Below are 18,360 nucleotides of genomic sequence, written 5' to 3'. Positions count from 1 at the left end.
GCGTACGACGTCGCCCGAGGAGGGCCATGAGCGGGGAGTCAGTCGGTCGGTGGCGTGCCACCTACACGCCGGGTTCCTGGCTGCTGCTCTGCGGACCGGCTGCCGCCGTCGTGCTCGAGCCGGCCGACCCCAGCTGGTCCGACCTCGTCGAGACCCTGTGGGACGAGGTCCTGGCCGCGGAGTCGATCGCCGACGTCGCCGCGCGGCTGGCCTGGTACCGGATCGACAGCATGCCCAGCTTCGCCGCCTTCTTTTGGGGTGCGGACGGCATGCGTTCGCTCGTCCGCGGTGCGGTCCGGGTCGTCGACGCCGACAGCGGTGAGCTGGTCGCGACCGGCGAGGGCGTGCAGACCTGGGTCGAGACCGGGCTCGGCGACCTGCGCCAGGTCCGGGTCGAGCTGCCCGCGGAACGTCCCGACGGCGTCTTCCCGCTGCCCCTGGTTGTGGGTGCGGTGGGCGTTTCGGCCGTGTTCCTCGACGCGACCGACGAGTCCGCCCTCTCCTCGCCCCAGCAGGCGGCGCCGACCGTGCCCTTCGTCGAGCCGACGCCCGAGCCCGACGTGACGCCGGAGCCGGTCGCAGCGCCGGAGCCCGACCCGGCGCCAGAGCCGATGCCGCTCGACGAGCCGGAGCCGACCAACCGCGTGGAGCACGAGCTCGCGGACACCCGCATGGTGTCGGCGCCCGAGCTGTTCGGGGACCTCGACGACGCCGACGAGCTCGACGACGGCCGCGTGCAGGCCGTGTTCTGCGCCTGGGGCCATCCGAACCCGCCCGGCGCCGGCCGCTGCCGCGTGTGCGAGGGCCTGATCGCGGTGCAGCCGCCCCGTTCGATCCCCGTCCCCGCGGTCGCGGTCCTGCGCGCGAGCAGCGGTGCCACCGTCGAGGTGGTGACCTCCGTGCTCGTGGGTCGGGCCCCCGCGCACGACCGCGCCCGGGTCGAGGACCCGGCGCTCCTCACGGTCACCAGCCCCAGCCACGACATCAGCCGTACGCACCTCGAGGTGTTCGCCTCCGGGTGGGACGTCGGCGTCACCGACCTGCACTCGACCAACGGCACGGTGCTGGTCTCGCCGGACGGCTCGATCCGGACGATGGACCCGGGGGAGACGGTAGGGGTCGAGCTCGGCACCTCGCTGGAGCTGGCCGATGGAATCTCCGTGCTGATCGACTTTCCGCAGTAACGTGGGCCACCGCCCCCGTTGCGGCCGCTCCGGAGCCTCCGGTACGGCCGAAGATCCGTCTGGTCCCGCTCCGGGACCGACCCCGGAGGAGCGAGCATGAGCGCGGCCCGACCACCCGCACCGGCCAGGGACACCGGCCTGCCGCCGGGCGTCCGGGTGGGCCCGCTGGGACGCCGCTTCCTCGCGCACGTCGTCGACTCGGTGGTCCCGGCCATCGCGGTCCTGCTGATCCGTGCCGGCGCGACCGACGGCGGAGACGGCACGAACGCGGGACTCGTCGTCGTCGGGGTGGTCGTCGGGCTGGCCTGGCTCGTCGTGTTCTGGCAGATGCTGGCGACCAAGGCCGCTTCGCCGGGCCTGCGGCTGACGAAGCTGCAGCTCGTCGGGTTCTTCGACGGCCGCCCGATCGGCTGGAGCCGGGTCCTGCTGCGCTGGCTCGTCTTCACCGCCCTCAACGCCACCGGGATCGGCCTGCTGCTGCTCCTCGCCTCCGTCCTGACCAGCCCGCGGCACCAGGGTTGGCACGACCGCGTCGCGAGCGCGGTCGTCATCGTCGAGCGGCCCCTCGCACCGCGGGCCAAGGCGCGGACGTCCACGTCGCGACCCGCCGGCCAGGGTGCGGCGGCTGCTCCGTCGACCGCCGGTCAGCCGGCGGCGGTCCGCCCGACGCCCGTCGCCGCCGTCCCGTCCGCCGTCGCCGGCGACCCGGCCGTCGGTCCTGAGCTCGCCCCGCTCGCCGCCGACCCCGGCGCCGCGGAGGACGACGAGGACGCCCGGACGCAGCGGGTGGATCGCCCGACGAACGGCGCCGGCCGCACGATTCTCGACGGCTGGGTCGCCGAGCTCGACGACGGGCGGGTGCTGTCCGTCCGCGGGCTGGTCCTGCTCGGGCGCAACCCGCAGCCGGGCGAGGGCGAGGACGACGCGCAGCTGGTCAAGCTCTCCGACGAGTCCCGCACGGTGTCGAAGACCCACCTCGCGCTCGGCGTCGACGACGCCGGCCTCTTCGTCGTCGACCGCGGCTCGACCAACGGCTCCACGATCACCGCGCCCGGTCAGCCGACCGTGCCGGTGGGCCCGTTCCACGCGGTGTCGGTCGGTGACGGTTCCGTGGTGTCGATCGGCGACCACTGGCTGCGGATCCGGCGCGAGCTCGCCTGAACGCACCGGTCTGCACCCGTCCGGCGACGGATAGGGTCGCGCTCATGCTGCTCTCCGACCGCGACATCCGCGCCCAGGTCGAGGAGGGCCGGATCGGGCTCGAGCCGTACGACCCCGGCCTGGTGCAGCCGTCGAGCATCGACGTGCGGCTCGACCGCTACTTCCGCGTGTTCGAGAACCACCGCTATCCCCACATCGACCCGGCGGAGGAGCAGGCGGACCTGACCCGTTCGGTCGAGGTCCCCGGCGACGAGCCGTTCATCCTGCACCCGGGCGAGTTCGCGCTGGGCTCGATCTACGAGGTCGTCACGCTCCCCGACGACGTCGCCGCGCGGGTGGAGGGCAAGTCCTCCCTGGGCCGGCTCGGACTCCTGACGCACGCGACCGCCGGCTTCATCGACCCCGGCTTCTCCGGCCACGTGACGCTCGAGCTGTCCAACGTCGCCACCCTGCCGATCAAGCTCTGGCCGGGCATGAAGATCGGGCAGCTCTGCTTCTTCCGCCTCAGCTCACCGGCCGAGCACCCGTACGGCTCCGCGATCTACAGCTCCCGCTATCAGGGCCAGCGCGGCCCGACCCCGAGCCGCTCGCACCTCGGCTTCGTCCGCGGGAACGTCTGAGTCGGTCCTCGCTCCGCTCCGCTCGGTCTGCTGAACGGTGACCACTGGTCATCGAGGGGCCTGCTGACCTCAGTTGCAGCCGCCGGAGTGACCAGTGGTCACTGCGGCAACGACTGACCGGTGGTCTGCGACGGGTCTGCCTTCCGGCAGTCCCCACACACACCGAAGATCTCGAGCTGGTGCTGCACGTCGCTGAAGCCGTGATCGGCCGCGACCTGGTCGGTCCAGGTCTCGATGGCCGGACCCTCGACCTCGACGGTCTTGCCGCAGCTGCGGCAGACGAGGTGGTGGTGGTGCCCGGTGGAGCAGCGGCGGTAGGCGGTCTCGCCGTCGTCCGTCCGGATCGCGTCGAGCTGCTCGGCCTCGACCATCAGCTGCAGCGTGCGGTAGACGGTGGTGAGGCCGATGTCCTCGCCCGCGTGACGGAGGTCGTCGTGGATCTGGCTGGCGGTCCGGAACTCCGACGTACGGCCGAGGAGCTCGCCGACGGCCGCACGCTGGCGCGTGTTGCGCTGGGCCGCGGCCATCAGGCCACCACCTCGGTCGGCTGGCGCCGGCTCCGGGGGAGCCGCCGATCCCTCACGCCGCCGACGATGCGGCACACGACGTAGATCAGGAACGACAGCGTCGTCACGTACGGGCTGATCGGGATGGCGCCGCCGAGCGCGAGCATGATGCCGCCGACCATCGAGACCACGGCGAACACGCACGACAGGATCGGCACCAGCACCGGCGAGGCGGAGATGCGCAGGGCCGCGGCGGCGGGCGTGACCAGGACCGACAGCACCAGCAGCGACCCGACGATCTGCACCGAGACCGCGACGGCCATGCCCAGCAGCACCATGAAGACGATGGAGAGCGCGACCGCCGGCACGCCGCGCGCCTCGGCGACCTGCGCGTCGATGCTGACGAACATCAACGGTCGCCACACCAGCAGGAGCGCGACGACGACGATTCCGCAGATGACCAGCAGCGCCGTGAGCCGCGGGTTGTCCACGGCCACGATCTGCCCGGTCAGCAGCCCGAACTTGTTGGCCGCCCGCCCGGAGTAGAGCGACAGGCAGAGGATGCCGAGCCCGAGGCCGAACGGCATCAGGACGGCGATGATCGAGTTCCGGTTGCGGGCGCGGCTGCCGAGGATCCCGATCAGCAGCGCCGCGGCGAGGGAGCCGACCAGCGAGCCCTCGACGACCCCGATGCCGAAGAGCAGCCCCGCGGCGGCGCCGGCGAAGGACAGCTCGCTGATGGCGTGGACGGCGAAGGCGAGGTCGCGCGCCATCACGAAGACGCCGATCATGCCGCCGGTGATGCCGAGCACGGCCCCGGCGATGATCGAGTTCCGGACCAGGGCGAGGAGCTCGCCGTAGCCCTCGAAGTTGAAGAGCTGGGACCAGAGGTCGGGGTGCATCAGTGGTCCGCCCCTTCGTGGTGGGGGGCGTGTTCGTGGCCCTCGTGGGCGTGGTCGGGCAGGCCGACCACGATGATCCGGCCGCGTGCCCGGATCACCTCGACCGGGGTCTCGTAGAGGTCGGACAGCACCTCGGAGGTGAGCACGTCCTCCACGGTGCCCACCCGGGCCTGGCCGTTCGCGAGGTAGACGACCGTGTCGACCATGTCGAGCACCGGGTTCACGTCGTGGGTGATCATGACGACCGCGCGGTCCTGATCACGGCGGCTCGCGTCGATCAGGTCGCTGACGGCCCGCTGCTGGTTGAGGTCGAGCGAGATCAGCGGCTCGTCGCAGAGCAGCAGCGAGGAGTCGCCGATCAACGCCTGACCGATCCGGAGGCGCTGCTGCTCGCCGCCCGACAGGTCACCGATCCGCGTGCCGGCGAAGGCGCGGGCCGCCACGGTGTCGAGCATCGCCTCGACCTTGCGCCGACGGGACGCACTGGGCAGCGGCAGCCCGAAGCGGCTGCCGTCGATGCCCAGGGCGAGGAAGTCGCGGGCCCGCAGCGGCGTGCCGCGGTCGGCGAGGTGCTGCTGGGGGACGTAGCCCACGGAACGGTGCCCGCGGCGTACGGGCTCGCCCAGGATCTCGATCCGTCCTCGGGTCAGCGGCTGCGTGCCGAGGATCGCCCGCAGCAGGCTGGTCTTGCCGGAACCGTTCGGTCCCAGCACCGCGACGAACTGGCCCGCGACGACGTCGAGGTCGAGCCCGGCCCAGAGCAGCCGGTCGCCGTAGCCGAGCGCCGCGTCGCTGATCGAGAGGACGGGGGCCGCGGTCGCCGCGCCGGAGAGCGGGACCGCGGGTGTCGCCATGGTGGTCATCATCCCTTGAGCGCCGAGCCGACCGCGTCGAGGTTGCCCTGCATCCAGCCGACGTAGTCCTGGCCGGCGGGCAGCGTCTCGGTCACGCCGACGACCGGGACGCCGTTGTCGCGCGCGGCCTTCAGCACGGCCTCGGTCTGCGGGCCGGTGGTCTGCTCGTTGTACGCGAGCAGCCCGACCTGGCGCCCGCTGAAGAGCGCGACCGTCTGCTGGAGGACGGCCGGGGGCACGTCGGTGCCCTCCTCGACGGCCTCGCTGAACGCCTCCGGCGTCTTGTCGACCAGGCCGGACGCCTCGAGCAGGTAGAGCGGGACGGGCTCGGTGATGGCGACGCCGGTGCCGTCGTGGGCCTTCTTCAGGTCGGCCTCCGTCCGCTCCAGGCCCTGCAGCCGGGTGGTGTACGCGGCCGCGTTGGCGCGGAACGTCTCGGCGCGGTCCGGGGCGAGAGCGGTGAAGTCCTGCGCCAGCTGATCGGTGAGCCTGATCATCGTCGGGACGTCGTACCAGAGGTGCTCGTTGAACGCCCCCTGCGCCGGCTCCTGGTCGTAGCCGGACACCTCGGCCACGTTCACGACGCGCGCCTTCGTGTCCGTCGCCGAGAGCATCGTGGTCACGAAGTCGTCGTAGCCGCCGCCGTTCTCCACGACGAGGGCCGCCTTGCTCAGCGCGAGCTGCGTGCGCGCGTCACCGGTGTACTCGTGCGGGTCGAGGTCCGGGCTGTCGATGATCGAGGTGACCGTGACGCCATCGCCGCCGACGTTCTTGACGATGTCGCCGTAGACGTTCGTGGAGGCGACGACCGCGATGGTCCCGGCTGGGGCCCCCGAGGCGCTGGGCGCGGCCGTGCCGGAGCAGGCGGCGAGGCCGAGGACGAGCGCGGCGGCAGGCAGGGCGAGCAGTCGAGGCATGCTCCGACGCTAACGAAAGTGAAAACGGTTGTCAAAAGCGATAGCTCTCGGTGGCGAGATGCGAACGAGGCCGACCGCCGGCGACGGCGATCGACCTCGGAGGACGTACGGGGCGCGGCCCGTGATCAGGCCGCGACGGGCTCAGTGCTCGTCGTAGTGGCTGTCGTGCACCGCGTGGCGGTGGCCGTCGTGGACGTAGTCGACGTGGTCGTCGTGCACGACGGTCTCGTGGCCGCAGTCCGCGCCGTGGGCGTGGTCGTGGTCCTCGTCGTGGGAGCGGTGCTCGGTGACGGTCTCGTTCTGCTGCTCGGTCATGGGGTCAGTCAAACCCCCTGAGCCGGACGGGGTGCGCGCGGGGTCAGCGACCGCGGCGGACGGACTCCAGCAGCAGCTGGGCGACGTCGAGCACCTCGACCGGGGCGGTGCCCCCGGGCAGCGCGTCCACCCCGTCGGTCAGCATCGTGCGGCAGAAGGGGCAGCCGGTCGCGATCGCGCCGGGCACCTCGGCAGTGCGGGCACCCGCCGCGGCCAGCGTCGCGACCGCCTCCTCGGTGCGGTTGGCGTTGATCCGGGTGCCGAGGTCCTCCTCCATCCACATCCGGGCGCCGCCGGCGCCGCAGCAGAAGGACTCCTTGCCGCTCCGGGGCATCTCCGCCACGGTCGTGCCGGGCAGCGCGCCGAGCAGCTCGCGCGGGGGCTCGTACACCTGGTTGTGCCGGCCGAGGTAGCAGGGGTCGTGGTAGGTGATCGTCCGCGCCTGCTCGCCCTCGGGCGGCGCCACCGGCGTCAGCCGGCCCTCGCGGACGAGGCGGTTGAGCAGCTGGGTGTGGTGCACGACCTCGACCGAGAGCCCGAGCTGCGGGTACTCGTTCTTGAGCGTGTTCAGGCAGTGGGCGCAGGTCGCGACGATCTTGGTCGCCCCGGCCTCGCGCAGCGTCTCCGTGTTCTGCGCGGCGAGCTGCTGGAAGACGAGCTCGTTGCCCGCGCGCCGGGCCGGGTCGCCGCTGCAGGTCTCGCCCTTGCCCAGGACCGCGTACGAGACGTCGGCCGTGTGCAGCAGCTCGGCCACGGCGCGGGTCGTGGCCTTCGCCCGGTCGTCGTACGCGCCGGCGCAGCCGACCCAGAAGAGGTAGTCGACCCCGCTGAGGTCCTCGACGTCGTGCTCGCCGCTCCCGCCCACGACCGGCACCGGGAACGGCAGGTCCTTGGCCCAGTCCATCCGCGTGCGCGGGCTGGCGTTCCAGGGGTTGCCCTTGCTCTCCAGGCCCTTGAACAGCCCGTTCAGCGAGGCCGGGAACTCCGACTCCATCAGCACCTGGTTGCGGCGCAGGTCGACGATGTGGTCGACGTGCTCGATGTCCACCGGGCAGGCCTGGACGCAGGCGCCGCAGGTGGTGCAGGACCAGAGGGCGTCGGGGTCGATGACGGCCACCGTCGCGCCGTCGATCGTGATCGGGTCCGGCTCCCCGTAGCCAGTCGGGCCCACCAGCGGGCGGGCCGCCTCGCGCCGGAGCGCCTCGGGCAGCGCGTCCCGCTCGGCCTCGGGCGTCTGCAGCCAGGGGGCCTTCGCGTACGCGTGGTCGCGCAGGCCCATGACCACGAGCTTGGGGGAGAGGGGCTTGTCGGTCGCCCAGGCGGGACAGGCGTCCTGGCACCGGCCGCACTCGGTGCACGAGGTGAGGTCGAGCAGGCCCTTCCAGCTGAAGTCCTCGATGGCGCCGGTGCCCAGGCGCGCGTCCTCGTCGAGCGCGTCGAGGTCGTCGAAGTCGACCGGCTCGCCGCCTGCGCGGACCGGCGGCAGCGCACCGAGCGCGGGGGCGCCGGACGCCTCGCGCTTGAACCAGACGTTCGGCCAGACGGTGAAGCGGTGCCAGGCCACGCCCATCGTCGTGTCGCGGGCGAGCGCGACGAACCAGGCCATCGAGATGACGATCTTGGCCGCCGCGACGAGGACGACCGCCGTCTCCAGCCCGGCCGTGCCCAGACCGCCCGGCAGCAGGAACCAGGTCAGCGGGAAGTCCCAGCGCGTCGTGGTGCCGGCGAGGAGCTGCGCCTCCATCGCGCGCAGCAGCAGCACGCAGACGACGATCCCGAGGATGGTCAGCTCGACGTAGAGGCCCTTGCCGCCGTGCGACCCGAAGAAGCGGGACGCCCGGCCTCGCCCGCGCTGGGAGAGCCGCACGCCGATGAGGAACCCGATCGCCAGGAGGCCGGCCCAGGCGATCAGCTCGGCGGCCCAGGCGTACGCCTTCCAGTGCCCGACGACCGGCAGCACGAAGCGCGGGTCGAAGAGCTGCCCGTACGCGGTGATCAGGGTGAAGAAGAGGGCGCCGAAGGCGACGAACACGAACCAGTGCGCCGCCCCGACCAGCGGTCGCTGCAGCATCCGGGTGTGGCCGAGGGTCTCGGTGAGCATGTTCCGCCAGCGCTGCCGCGGCTGGTCGGTGCGCCGAGCGGGGCCTCCGAGGGACACGACGCCGACGATCGTGCGGACCGCGCGGGCGAACATCAGGACCCCGACCACCGACACCGCGAGGGCGACCACGATCGAGCCGTGGACCACGACCTGCTGCACGTGCGCCTCCTGGAGGGGTCGGCCCGGCTCGGCTCGGGCAGTCAGGTTACTCACCGGTAACTTGCGGGCCGCAACGGCCGGCCGTCGCTCGCAGCATGCTCGACGCGGGCCGGTGGTGGGAGCCACGCCGGTGCGGACCCACCGGAATTGTCGGGGCCCCCCGTTAGTGTCGTGGGCTACAGGTTCGCCTTTGGTCGACAGTCGGTGGGGTCAGCGTGATCGAGTTCGAGTCCGTGAGCAAGACCTTCGCGGGGGGTACGCACGCCGTCCAGGACCTCAGCCTGACGATCCCCTCGGACAAGATCACCGTGATCGTCGGGCCGTCCGGCTGCGGCAAGACGACGACGCTGCGGATGGTCAACCGCATGCTCGAGCCGTCCAGCGGCCGCATCACCTGGGACGGGTCGCCGCTGAAGAGCCGGCGCAAGACGACGCTGCGCCGCCAGATGGGCTACGTCATCCAGAGCGGCGGGCTGTTCCCGCACCGCACCGTCCTGGAGAACATCGGCACCGTTCCCGGCCTGCTCGGCTGGGGCAAGGACAAGACCCGCAAGCGCTCGCTCGAGCTGCTGAGCAACGTCGGTCTGGACCGTGCGATGGCCGACCGCTACCCCGCGCAGCTCTCCGGCGGTCAGCAGCAGCGCGTGGGTGTCGCCCGCGCCCTCGCCGCGGACCCGCTCGTGATGCTCATGGACGAGCCGTTCTCGGCCGTGGACCCGGTCGTCCGGGCCGAGCTGCACGAGTTCTTCCTCGGTCTGCAGCGCGAGATCAGCAAGACGATCGTGCTCATCACCCACGACATCGACGAGGCGATCAAGCTCGGCGACCAGGTGGCGATCCTGCGCGTCGGGGGCCGTCTCGCCCAGGCCGGCCCGCCCCAGGAGCTGCTCGACGAGCCGGCCGACGCGTTCGTCGAGGGCTTCGTGGGTCGCGACCGCGGCTACCGCTCGCTGTCCTTCCTCCCCGCCGCCGGCCTCTCCCTCGACGAGGTCGCCGTCGTGCGGGAGGCGACGTCCGGTCCCGGTGAGGGCCCGACCCTGGTGCTCGACGGCGACGCCCGCCCGGTCGGCTGGGTCGACGAGGGCCGGCCCGGCCTCGTGCACCCGATGGGCGCGACCTTCGTGCGCGAGAGCGACAACCTCCGCGCCGCGCTGGACTCCGCGCTGACCTCCCCGTACGCGCTCGCCGTCGCGATCGACCCCGAGACCGGCCGCTACGCCGGTGTCGTCCCGGCCGACGCGATCCTGGCCCAGGTCACCACCCAGCGCAGCGGGTCGCCCGAGTCGGTGACCCTGCAGGCCGCCGAGGCGCGCGAGCAGCAGTCGACCGAGGCGCAGGCGGCGGTCACGAGTGCGTACGCGCAGCTTGACGACGCGGCCGAAGGGGACGTGACCGACGGTCCGGCGCGGGACGAGCCGGCGGGCACCCAGCCCTCGGGCGAGCCAGCCGACGAGGCCCGGACCACGACCGACGAGCCCGCGGTCGTGCAGGAGCTGGGCCCGGGTGGGGCGACCGCCGCGGACATCGAGGCGGCGCCCGACGCCGGCCGCGACGAGACGCGCGAGGACGAGGCTCCCGCAGGTGAGGCTCCCGCGGACGAGACCCCCGCAACGGAGACCCCGGTCGACGAGACTCCCGCGAGCCAGCCGTCCGAGGACGAGCAGCCGACGTCGGTCCGCGGGGTGCCGGTCGTGGACGAGCCGACGGCCGAGCCGCCGCGGTCGGCGATCTACACCCAGCCGCGTTCACTGCCGGACGAGCCCCGGAAGCTCCGATGAACCTCGACTGGTCCTGGATCACCCGCAACCTCGGCTACATCGGCGGGCTCACGGCGCAGCACGCGGTCCTGGCCGTGCTGCCGGTGCTCGTGGCCCTCGTCGTCTCGGTCCCGCTCGGGTACCTGGTCTACCGGACCGGCCGGGCGGCGAACGTCATCCTGTCGGTCCTCGGCGTCATCTACTCGATCCCGTCGCTCGCGCTGTTCGTCGCGCTGCCGGTCGTGCTCGGCACGCAGATCCTCGACCCCGTGAACATCGCCGTCGCGCTGGCGATCTACTCCGTCGCCCTGCTCGTGCGCAGCGTGGTCGACGGGCTCCGGTCCGTCCCCGCCGCGGTCAAGCAGTCGGCCTCGGCCGTCGGCTTCGGCGGGTTCGGGCGCCTGGTCAAGGTCGAGCTGCCGCTCGCGATGCCGGTGATCTTCGCCGGTCTACGGGTGGTGACGGTGTCCAACATCGCCCTGGTCAGCGTGGCGGTCGTCGTCGGCGGTGGCGCGCTGGGCCAGCTCTTCGACACCGGGTTCAACCGCAACTTCTTCACCCCGATCATCGTGGGGCTCGTCCTGACGCTGCTGCTGGCCCTGGTCGCGGACGCGATCATCCTGCTGATCCAACGAGGGACGCTTCCCTGGGCCAAGAGGCGGCGCGTCGCATGAGCTACCTGTCCTACCTGCTCGACGCCAGCAAGTGGGGCGGCGCCGGCGGCACCGGCCAGCTCCTGCTGCAGCACCTCGCGTACACGGTCGTCGCCGTGCTGATCGGTGCGGTCATCGCCATCCCGCTCGGGATCCTCATCGGCCACACCGGCCGCGGCGGGTTCCTCGTCATCGGGCTCAGCAACGCGGCCCGCGCCATCCCCTCGATCGGGCTCCTGGTGCTGGTCGTGCTCGCGACGAGCACCGGCTTCGGCCCGACCGTGCTGGTGCTGGCGGTCCTGGCCCTGCCGGCGATCCTCACCGCCACCTCGGCCGGCGTCGCCGGCGCCGACCCGGACGCGGTGTACGCCGCTCGCGCGCTCGGCATGACCGGGGGGCAGATCGTGAGCAAGGTCGAGTGGCCCCTCGCGGTGCCGCTCGTCATCTCCGGGCTGCGCAGCGCGACGCTTCAGGTGGTCGCCACCGCGACGGTCGCCGCCTTCGCCGCGGGCGGCGGGCTGGGCCAGCTGCTGATCAGCGGCCAGCGCAGCCGCGACTACTCCCAGATGCTGGCGGGCGCCGTGCTCATCGCCGGGCTGGCCATCCTGCTCGACCTGCTCATCGGTCTCATCGGCCTGCTGGCCTCCCGCCGGGTGCGCCCCGCGGCCAAGACACGGAGGAGCGCCGCTCCGGCGTCCGCCTAACCTAGTCCGACGGTAGGGAACTCTTCCTGCCCCAGAACACGGAGAACAGTCCATGACCATCAAGCGTTCGTTGGCCGCCCTCGGCCTGACCATCACGACGCTCGTCCTCGCCGCGTGCGGCGGCGGTGGCACCGCCGACCCGCTCGGCAGCAGCTCGGCGCCCCCCTCCGGCTCGGCCGGCGGCACCCCGATCGTCGTCGGCGCCGCCAACTTCACCGAGTCCCAGATCCTCGCCGAGGTGTACGCCCAGGCGCTGACCGCCAAGGGCCTCACCGCCTCGACCAAGCCCCCGATCGGGTCCCGCGAGGTCTACATCAAGGCCCTCCAGGACAACTCGATCCAGATCGTGCCGGAGTACACCGGCAACCTGCTCCTCTTCGTCGACAAGAGCGCCACGGCGACCACGCAGGAGGAGCTCGCGAACGCGCTGCCCACCGCGCTGCAGCCGGACAACCTCAAGATCGGCAAGGTCTCGGCCGCCGCCGACCAGGACGTCTACGTGGTCACGAAGGAGTTCTCGCAGCAGAACAACCTGACCTCGCTGGCCGACCTCAAGAACGTCTCCTCCAACGTCGTCCTCGGCGGGCCGTCCGAGCTCGCCCAGCGCGCGTACGGTCCCGAGGGCCTCAAGGGCGTCTACGGCGCCACGCTCAAGCAGTTCAAGCCGTACGACTCCCCGGCCGTGAAGACCAAGGACCTGCTGGACGGCAAGATCCAGATGGGTGAGTACTTCACCACCGAGAGCGCGATCGCCGACAACGGCTTCGTCCCGCTGGCCGACCCGCAGTCGATGATCCTGCCGCAGAACATCGTGCCGCTGATGCGCGCCGACGTGGCCGACAACCCGGCCGTCTCCGCGGCGCTCGACCCGGTCCAGGCCGCGCTGACGACCGAGGAGCTGACCGCGCTGAACAAGAAGGTCGACGTCGACAAGATGGACCCCAACCAGGTCGCCGCCGACTGGCTGAAGAGCAAGAACCTCGCCTGACCTGACGCTATCCGTACGACGACCCCCGGTGCCGCTGGCGCCGGGGGTCGTCGCACGTCCGGCTCAGCTCAGCGGCGGGTCGGTCCCGGGATCAGCCGGCGAAGCGAGCCAGGTGGGTCCAGGGCCCGCCGTCGTAGCGCCACAGGTCGAAGCCGGGCGCCTCGACGTCGGCGGGGCGGAACTCGGCCCGCAGCGACTCCACGGTGGCCCGGGCCACGGCCGGCTCGACCTTGTTCTGCAGGGTGACGTGCGCCCGCAGCCGCTGCTGGTCCTGCCGGGTGAGGTGCGGCCACCACGCCCGCTGGAGCGTGTCGTGGCGCCGGGCGAGGTCCGGGCTCTCGACCGCGTACGCCGCACCCTTCCCCAGGCTCATCACCCCGCTGAGGCGGACCGCCACCGGCCCGCGCTCGACCGCCTCGGCCAGGTCGGCGCGGACCTGGTCCTCGAGCTCGCCCGGCACGGCGTGGAACAGCGTCAGGTGCGCGCCCACCGCCGTCCGCCCGGACGGGAACCAGCGGCGGCGGAGCGCGTCGAGCTCGGACTGCACGTCGTCGGGGAGGGCGAGCGTCACCACGAGCGGGCGGAGCGGTGCGGGCATGACGTCCTTCTTCCGGGCTCTTGTGCTCACGCCGGGTGCTGGCGCATGCTCCCAGCATGACGACGACCGCCCGCCCGAGGCCGGCCGAGGCCCTGCGCGCCGCCTGGTCGCGGGTGCGGGCCTCGCTGCCGGTCGCCACCCCGCCCTCCTACGTCGAGCCGCTCGACGACCCCGCCGTCGCCTGGCAGCGTCGGCTGGACCGGGTGCGGGCCGCGCTCGAGCAGGCGCGGGTGGACCTGGTCGAGCAGGGCTGGACGCAGCGCGCGTGGTTCAGCGTTTCGTCGGACGGCGGCGCGGGCACGACGCGCCTGGCGTCGGTCGCCGAGTCGTTCGACCTGGTCCGGCCGACGTCGTCGGTGTCCGGGGCGTGCCTCGTCGGCGCGCTGCTGCGTCGCGCCGAGGACCCCGACCGGGCGACCACCCACGCCGACGTCTGGGGTGCCGTCGACGAGCTCTACGAGGCGCTGCACGAGCGGATGGGCCACACCTTCCTGCCGCCCGGCCGGGTGGACAGCCACGCCCGCCGCCACGCGAAGCTCGGCGTGCTGACGGCCTGGAACGACGACCGGCGGACCCGGCGCGAGGACGTCCTCGACGTCCTCGACCGCGCCGTCAGCCGGACCCTCGTCGGCGCCTGCCGCTAGCTCCCGCCCGACGCAGGACGTCCCGCGTCCGCCTTCGCCTGCAGCCCGCGGATGTGCTCCTCGGCCAGGTCCATGAACGCGCGCGTCGCGGGGGAGAGCGACCCGCTCGGCCGCGTCACGAAGGCGAAGTGCTCCTCGAAGACCGGGTCGAGGTGCGCCCAGGTCAGCGTGCTCGGGAAGCCCTGCCACTGCGTCACCAGGTAGGACACGAGCGAGTCGCCCACCCCGTACGCGGCCAGCTCGACCGCTGCGGTCTGGAACTCGACCTCCACCGCCGGGTGCAGCGTCACCCCGGCCCGCTGGGCCCGTTCGACGAGGCTCCGGCGCAGCGGGTCGTCCCGCGTCCAGCGCGCCTCGGACAGGATCAGCCGGCGGCGGCTGAGCTCGTCGACGTCGACGGGGCGGCTCGTCCGAGCGGGGTCGGCGCTCACGTAGACGACCGTGTCCGTCAGGACCGGCGGCCCGACCCACAGGCCGCGGTCGTCGATGGGCAGCTGGACGAGGCCGGCCTCCAGGTCGCCCGCGCGGACCGCGTCGGCGACCTCGGAGGAGTTGAGGCCCTGGACGCGGATCGTGACGTCGGGGTGCGCGCGGCCGAACTCGGCCGTCAGCGCGGGCAGCAGGTAGAGGTGAGCGCTGCTGAACGTGCCGAAGGAGACGGTCCCGCCGGCGAGCTCGCGCACGTCGCGTACGGCGCTGGTCAGGTCCTCGACGTCGCGCAGGACCTTCTCCGCCCACGGGATCAGCATCCGGCCGGCGTCGGTCAGCTGGAGCTGTCGGTTCGTGCGGGTGAAGAGCGTGACGCCGAGCGCGTCCTCGAGGCGTCGGACCTGGTCGGACAGGCTCGGCTGGGCGACGTAGAGCGCCTGCGCGGCCGCCGCGAACGAGCGGTGCTCGACGGCGCCCAGGAAGTAGACGAGCTGCTGCAGGGTCGGGCGGCCGACGGCCACGGACGCCCTCCTCTCCGGCCTCGCAGGCCTCAGCGGCTGAGGAAGCCGCCGTCGACGACGAGCTCGGTGCCGGTCACGAACGAGGCGTCGGAGGAGAGGAGGAACGCCACCGCGCTCGAGAGCTCGGAGACGTGCGCGCGGCGCTTCAGGGGGGTGTCGGGGATGACGCCCCCCTCCTTCTCGTGCTCGTTCATAGGGGTGCTGACGCCGCCCGGGACGAGGGTGTTGACCCGGATCTGGTCGGGCGCGAGCTCGAGGGCGGCGACCTTGGTCATGGCCACGAGCGCGCCCTTGCTGGCGCAGTAGGCGACGTAGCCCGGGGCCCCGATCACGCCGAAGATCGACGCGACGTTGACGACCGCGGCGGCACCGCTGCGGCGCAGCAGCGGCAGACAGGCCTGCATCCCGAGCAGGGCGCCGGTGACGTTGACCGCGAGGAGGCGGTTCCAGGCGTCGAGCGTCTCCTCGGCGATCGGCGTCACGTGGATGATCCCCGCGTTGTTCACCAGGCCGTCGAGCTGGCGGTGGGCCGCCTCGATCTCGCCGACGACCGAGGCCCAGGCCTCGGGGCTGGTGACGTCGAGGTGCCGGTAGCGCACGTCGAGGCCCTCGCCCTCGAGGCGGGCCGCGAGCGCCGCGCCCTCGGAGTCCAGGACGTCGCACGCCCACACGGTCGCGCCCTCGGCGGCGAGCCGGTGCGCGTGGGACGCGCCCTGCCCGCGGGCCCCGCCGGTCACGAGCACCACGCGGCCGGTGAGCCGGGTCGCGGGGGCGTCGTTCCGGGCGAAGGTCGCGTTCACGTCTGCACCGTACCGGCGCCTGTGCCCGTACCGCCTGACGTGGGTCGGGCGCTCAGCCCTCGGGCTCCGCGGGTCGAGCGTCCAGTTTCGCGAGCGCTAGCGAGCGGAACTGCTCGGGGGGTCCGGGGGGTCGTCCCCCGGGAGGACGCTGTCGCGCTCGTCGCGGTCGGCCCACTCCAGCAGCTCGTCGATCGCGTACGGGTGCGCGTCGATGTCGGCGTGGAGGTCGCCGATCCGGGCGAACCGCTCCGGCATCGTCGCGATGGTGAAGTCGTGCGGGTCGACGTCGGCGACCTCGTCCCAGGTGATCGGCGCGGACACGAGTCCCTCCGGCGTGCCGCGGACGGAGTACGCGCTGGCGATCGTGTGGTCGCGGGCGTTCTGGTTGTAGTCGACGAAGATCGACCCCGGGTCGCGGTCCTTGCGCCACCAGGTGGTGTCGACCCCGCCGTCGCTGCGGCGCTCGACCTCGCGGGCGAAGGCCCACGCGGCCCGGCGGACGTCGGCGAAGCCATGGTCCGGGTGGATCCGGACGTACACGTGCAGGCCCTTGCCGCCGGAGGTCTTGGGGAACCCCACCGCGCCGAGCTCGCCGAGCAGCTCGCGGACGACGCCCGCGGTGCGCTGCACGTCGGCGAACGTGGCCAGCGGCATCGGGTCGAGGTCGATGCGCCACTCGTCGGGCGACTCGACGTCGTCGGCGCGCGAGTTCCAGGGGTGGAACTCGACGGTCGACATCTGCACCGCCCAGACGACGTCCGCGACGTGGCTGACGCTCAGCTCGTCGGCGTCGCGGTTGTAGCGGGGGAAGTGCACTCGCACGGTCTCGATCCACGGCGGCGCGCCCTTGGGCAGACGCTTCTGGTGGACCTTCTCCCCGTCGACCCCGTCGGGGAAACGATGCAGCATGCACGGCCGGTGGTACAGCGCGTTGACGATGCCGTCGCCGACCGCGACGTAGTAGTTCGCGAGGTCGAGCTTGGTCTCGCCCCGCGCGGAGAAGTAGACGCGCTGCGGGTTGCTCATCGAGACCGTACGGCCGCCGACGTCGAGCTCGACACGTTCCGTGGCCACGGGGCGAGCCTAGGCCTGGGTGGGACTGGCGCCGGGGTCGGTGCGACGGGCCATCATCGCGTGCAGCGTGAGGAAGCGGACGCACGTCGCGATGCCCTGCGCGACGACGAGCACGGCGACCTCGGCGACCCGTCCGGACCCGGGAGCGAGGTGGTGCAGCAGCCAGAGCGCGCCGGCTGAGAGCGCCAGCCCGAACGCGAACGCCGCCAGCCCGCCCGCCTGGTGGCGCAGCGCCCCCTGCGACCCGCGAAGGCCGAAGGTGACGCGCCGATTCGTCGCCGTGTTCGCGACCTGCGTGACCACGAGGGCGACGACGTTCGCGACCTGCGCGCCGGTGACGTTCCGCAGGAGGAGGTAGAGCAGCAGGTACGCCGCCGCGCTCGCGGCCCCGATCACCGCGAACCGGACGAGCTGGCGCCCCGTCGGCCGCGGCCGCGCGACCTGGTTCACGACCCCATCCTGACCGGTCGCACGACAACGGGGTGGATCTGGCACCGCAGCGGTGCCGAATCCACCCCGTTGTCCCGCAGGTCAGCGCCGGTGCGCCATCAGCTGGCGCAGGGCGAGGAACCGGACCAGCGTCGAGATCGCGTTCGCCAGGACCAGGATCGCCACCTCGATCCCGCGGTTCGGGTCGGGCGAGACCTGGTGCAGCACCCAGAGCGAGCCGCTGGTCAGGCCGAGCCCGACGAGGAAGGCGATCAGGCCACCGGCGTGGTGGCGCAGCGCGCCGTCGGACCCCCGGACGCCGAAGGTGACGCGGCGGTTGGCGGCAGTGTTGGCGATCGCCGTGACCAGCAGCGCGACGAGGTTGGCCGCCTGCGGACCGGTGAGGTCGCGCATCCCGAGGTAGAGGACGAAGTACGCCAGCGTGCTCAGCACCCCGACCCCGCCGAAGCGGAGCAGCTGCCCGAACATCCCGCGCGGCACGCCGGGCACGGTCGAGGGGACTTCGGCGTCGCGGCCGAGCTCGGCCCGCAGCCGGGCGACCGGGATGCGCCCGCCGGCGAAGCTGCGGAGCAGCCGGACGACACCGCGCAGGTCCTCCCGCGCCGTGGCCACGACGTCGACCCGGCTGTCCGGGTCGTCGACCCAGTCGACGGGCACCTCGTGGATCCGCAGCCCCACGCGCTGGGCGATGACGAGCAGCTCGGTGTCGAAGAACCAGTTGTCGTCCTCGACCAGGGGCAGCAGGTCGTGCGCCACCTCGTTGCGGATGGCTTTGAAGCCGCACTGCGCGTCCGAGAACGACGCCGACAGCGCCCCCCGCAGGATCAGGTTGTAGCTGCGCGAGATGAGCTCGCGCTTCGGGCCGCGGACGACGCGGCTCGACCGGGCCAGCCGGGTCCCGATCGCCAGGTCGGAGTGGCCGGAGACGATCGGGGCGATCAGCGGCAGCAGCGCCCGGAGGTCGGTGGAGAGGTCGACGTCCATGTACGCCAGGACTGGCGCGTCGGACGCCGACCAGACCGC

20 protein-coding genes are annotated in these 18,360 nt (G+C 72.8%); 8 read left to right on the top strand and 12 right to left on the bottom strand.

Annotated features, from left to right (window positions below; all coding sequences use genetic code 11):
* Window positions 1–26 precede the first annotated feature (26 nt).
* The 3 genes from FHX39_RS20150 (at window position 27) to dcd (ending at window position 2,965) form a co-directional block, all read left to right on the top strand.
* Complete coding sequence (locus FHX39_RS20150) at window positions 27–1,184, top strand: FHA domain-containing protein (RefSeq protein WP_183342668.1); 1,158 nt, start codon at window positions 27–29, stop codon at window positions 1,182–1,184.
* Between the two features lie 96 nt (window positions 1,185–1,280).
* The gene (locus tag FHX39_RS20145; RefSeq protein ID WP_183342666.1) at window positions 1,281–2,345 is read left to right on the top strand and encodes an RDD family protein; all 1,065 of its coding nucleotides are present in this window, start codon (window positions 1,281–1,283) and stop codon (window positions 2,343–2,345) included.
* A gap of 44 nt (window positions 2,346–2,389) precedes the next feature.
* The gene (gene dcd / locus FHX39_RS20140) at window positions 2,390–2,965 is read left to right on the top strand and encodes a dCTP deaminase (protein WP_183342664.1); all 576 of its coding nucleotides are present in this window, start codon (window positions 2,390–2,392) and stop codon (window positions 2,963–2,965) included.
* Between the two features lie 98 nt (window positions 2,966–3,063).
* On the opposite strand, the gene FHX39_RS20135 is transcribed toward dcd, so the two are convergent.
* The 6 genes from FHX39_RS20135 to FHX39_RS20110 all read right to left on the bottom strand — a co-directional run bounded on the left by FHX39_RS20135 (window position 3,064) and on the right by FHX39_RS20110 (window position 8,719).
* On the bottom strand, window positions 3,064–3,492 hold the full coding sequence (locus FHX39_RS20135; RefSeq protein ID WP_269778816.1) for a Fur family transcriptional regulator: 429 nt from the start codon (window positions 3,490–3,492) through the stop codon (window positions 3,064–3,066).
* Window positions 3,492–4,373 (bottom strand): metal ABC transporter permease, encoded by an 882-nt coding sequence (locus FHX39_RS20130; RefSeq protein WP_183342662.1) that lies wholly within the window; start codon window positions 4,371–4,373, stop codon window positions 3,492–3,494. Before FHX39_RS20130 ends, FHX39_RS20135 begins: the two co-directional genes overlap by 1 nt.
* Window positions 4,373–5,227 carry a metal ABC transporter ATP-binding protein gene (locus FHX39_RS20125; RefSeq protein WP_183342660.1) on the bottom strand — a complete coding sequence of 285 codons (855 nt, stop codon included), beginning with the start codon at window positions 5,225–5,227 and terminating at the stop codon, window positions 4,373–4,375. Before FHX39_RS20125 ends, FHX39_RS20130 begins: the two co-directional genes overlap by 1 nt.
* Before the next feature lie 8 nt (window positions 5,228–5,235).
* Entirely contained in the window at window positions 5,236–6,144 is a 909-nt protein-coding gene (locus FHX39_RS20120; RefSeq protein WP_183342652.1) for a metal ABC transporter solute-binding protein, Zn/Mn family, read from the bottom strand.
* 141 nt (window positions 6,145–6,285) lie between these two features.
* Entirely contained in the window at window positions 6,286–6,459 is a 174-nt protein-coding gene (locus tag FHX39_RS20115) for a zinc transporter permease (protein WP_183342643.1), read from the bottom strand.
* A 43-nt stretch (window positions 6,460–6,502) separates the two neighbouring features.
* Complete coding sequence (locus tag FHX39_RS20110) at window positions 6,503–8,719, bottom strand: (Fe-S)-binding protein (RefSeq protein ID WP_332837006.1); 2,217 nt, start codon at window positions 8,717–8,719, stop codon at window positions 6,503–6,505.
* 215 nt (window positions 8,720–8,934) lie between these two features.
* On the opposite strand from FHX39_RS20110, the gene FHX39_RS20105 reads away from it, so the two are divergent.
* The 4 genes from FHX39_RS20105 to FHX39_RS20090 are packed head-to-tail and all read left to right on the top strand — an operon-like array spanning window position 8,935 to window position 12,821.
* Window positions 8,935–10,497: an ATP-binding cassette domain-containing protein gene (locus FHX39_RS20105; protein WP_183342640.1), complete on the top strand. Its 1,563-nt coding sequence runs from the start codon at window positions 8,935–8,937 to the stop codon at window positions 10,495–10,497.
* A complete protein-coding gene (locus FHX39_RS20100; protein WP_183342632.1) occupies window positions 10,494–11,150 on the top strand; it encodes an ABC transporter permease in 657 nt (218 codons plus the stop codon). Before FHX39_RS20105 ends, FHX39_RS20100 begins: the two co-directional genes overlap by 4 nt.
* Complete coding sequence (locus FHX39_RS20095; protein WP_183342630.1) at window positions 11,147–11,833, top strand: ABC transporter permease; 687 nt, start codon at window positions 11,147–11,149, stop codon at window positions 11,831–11,833. Before FHX39_RS20100 ends, FHX39_RS20095 begins: the two co-directional genes overlap by 4 nt.
* A 52-nt stretch (window positions 11,834–11,885) precedes the next feature.
* Window positions 11,886–12,821 (top strand): ABC transporter substrate-binding protein, encoded by a 936-nt coding sequence (locus FHX39_RS20090; protein WP_198424100.1) that lies wholly within the window; start codon window positions 11,886–11,888, stop codon window positions 12,819–12,821.
* A 91-nt stretch (window positions 12,822–12,912) separates the two neighbouring features.
* On the opposite strand, the gene FHX39_RS20085 is transcribed toward FHX39_RS20090, so the two are convergent.
* Window positions 12,913–13,419, bottom strand: coding sequence for a 2'-5' RNA ligase family protein (locus tag FHX39_RS20085; protein WP_183342628.1), 507 nt, complete (start codon window positions 13,417–13,419; stop codon window positions 12,913–12,915).
* A gap of 56 nt (window positions 13,420–13,475) precedes the next feature.
* Between FHX39_RS20085 and FHX39_RS20080 the strand changes: the two genes are divergently transcribed.
* On the top strand, window positions 13,476–14,063 hold the full coding sequence (locus FHX39_RS20080; RefSeq protein WP_183342626.1) for a DUF6197 family protein: 588 nt from the start codon (window positions 13,476–13,478) through the stop codon (window positions 14,061–14,063).
* On the opposite strand, the gene FHX39_RS20075 is transcribed toward FHX39_RS20080, so the two are convergent.
* The 5 genes from FHX39_RS20075 to FHX39_RS20055 all read right to left on the bottom strand — a co-directional run.
* Entirely contained in the window at window positions 14,060–15,013 is a 954-nt protein-coding gene (locus FHX39_RS20075; protein ID WP_183342624.1) for a LysR family transcriptional regulator, read from the bottom strand. The genes FHX39_RS20080 and FHX39_RS20075 overlap by 4 nt on opposite strands.
* A 29-nt stretch (window positions 15,014–15,042) precedes the next feature.
* A complete protein-coding gene (locus FHX39_RS20070; RefSeq protein WP_183342622.1) occupies window positions 15,043–15,813 on the bottom strand; it encodes an SDR family NAD(P)-dependent oxidoreductase in 771 nt (256 codons plus the stop codon).
* Window positions 15,814–15,909: 96 nt separating this feature from the next.
* A complete protein-coding gene (ligD, locus tag FHX39_RS20065; protein ID WP_456299352.1) occupies window positions 15,910–16,887 on the bottom strand; it encodes a non-homologous end-joining DNA ligase in 978 nt (325 codons plus the stop codon).
* Window positions 16,888–16,896: 9 nt separating this feature from the next.
* On the bottom strand, window positions 16,897–17,337 hold the full coding sequence (locus tag FHX39_RS20060) for a GtrA family protein (protein ID WP_332837005.1): 441 nt from the start codon (window positions 17,335–17,337) through the stop codon (window positions 16,897–16,899).
* An 81-nt stretch (window positions 17,338–17,418) separates the two neighbouring features.
* Window positions 17,419–18,360: GtrA family protein (locus tag FHX39_RS20055; RefSeq protein ID WP_183342618.1), on the bottom strand; the 942-nt coding region annotated here is incomplete at its 5' end.

It is taken from the genome of Microlunatus antarcticus (genome assembly GCF_014193425.1).
In the GTDB taxonomy this organism is placed as follows: Bacteria; Actinomycetota; Actinomycetes; order Propionibacteriales; family Propionibacteriaceae; genus Microlunatus; species Microlunatus antarcticus.
Note: the sequence above shows the minus strand (reverse complement) of the source record. Positions and strands in the feature narration are given on the sequence as shown.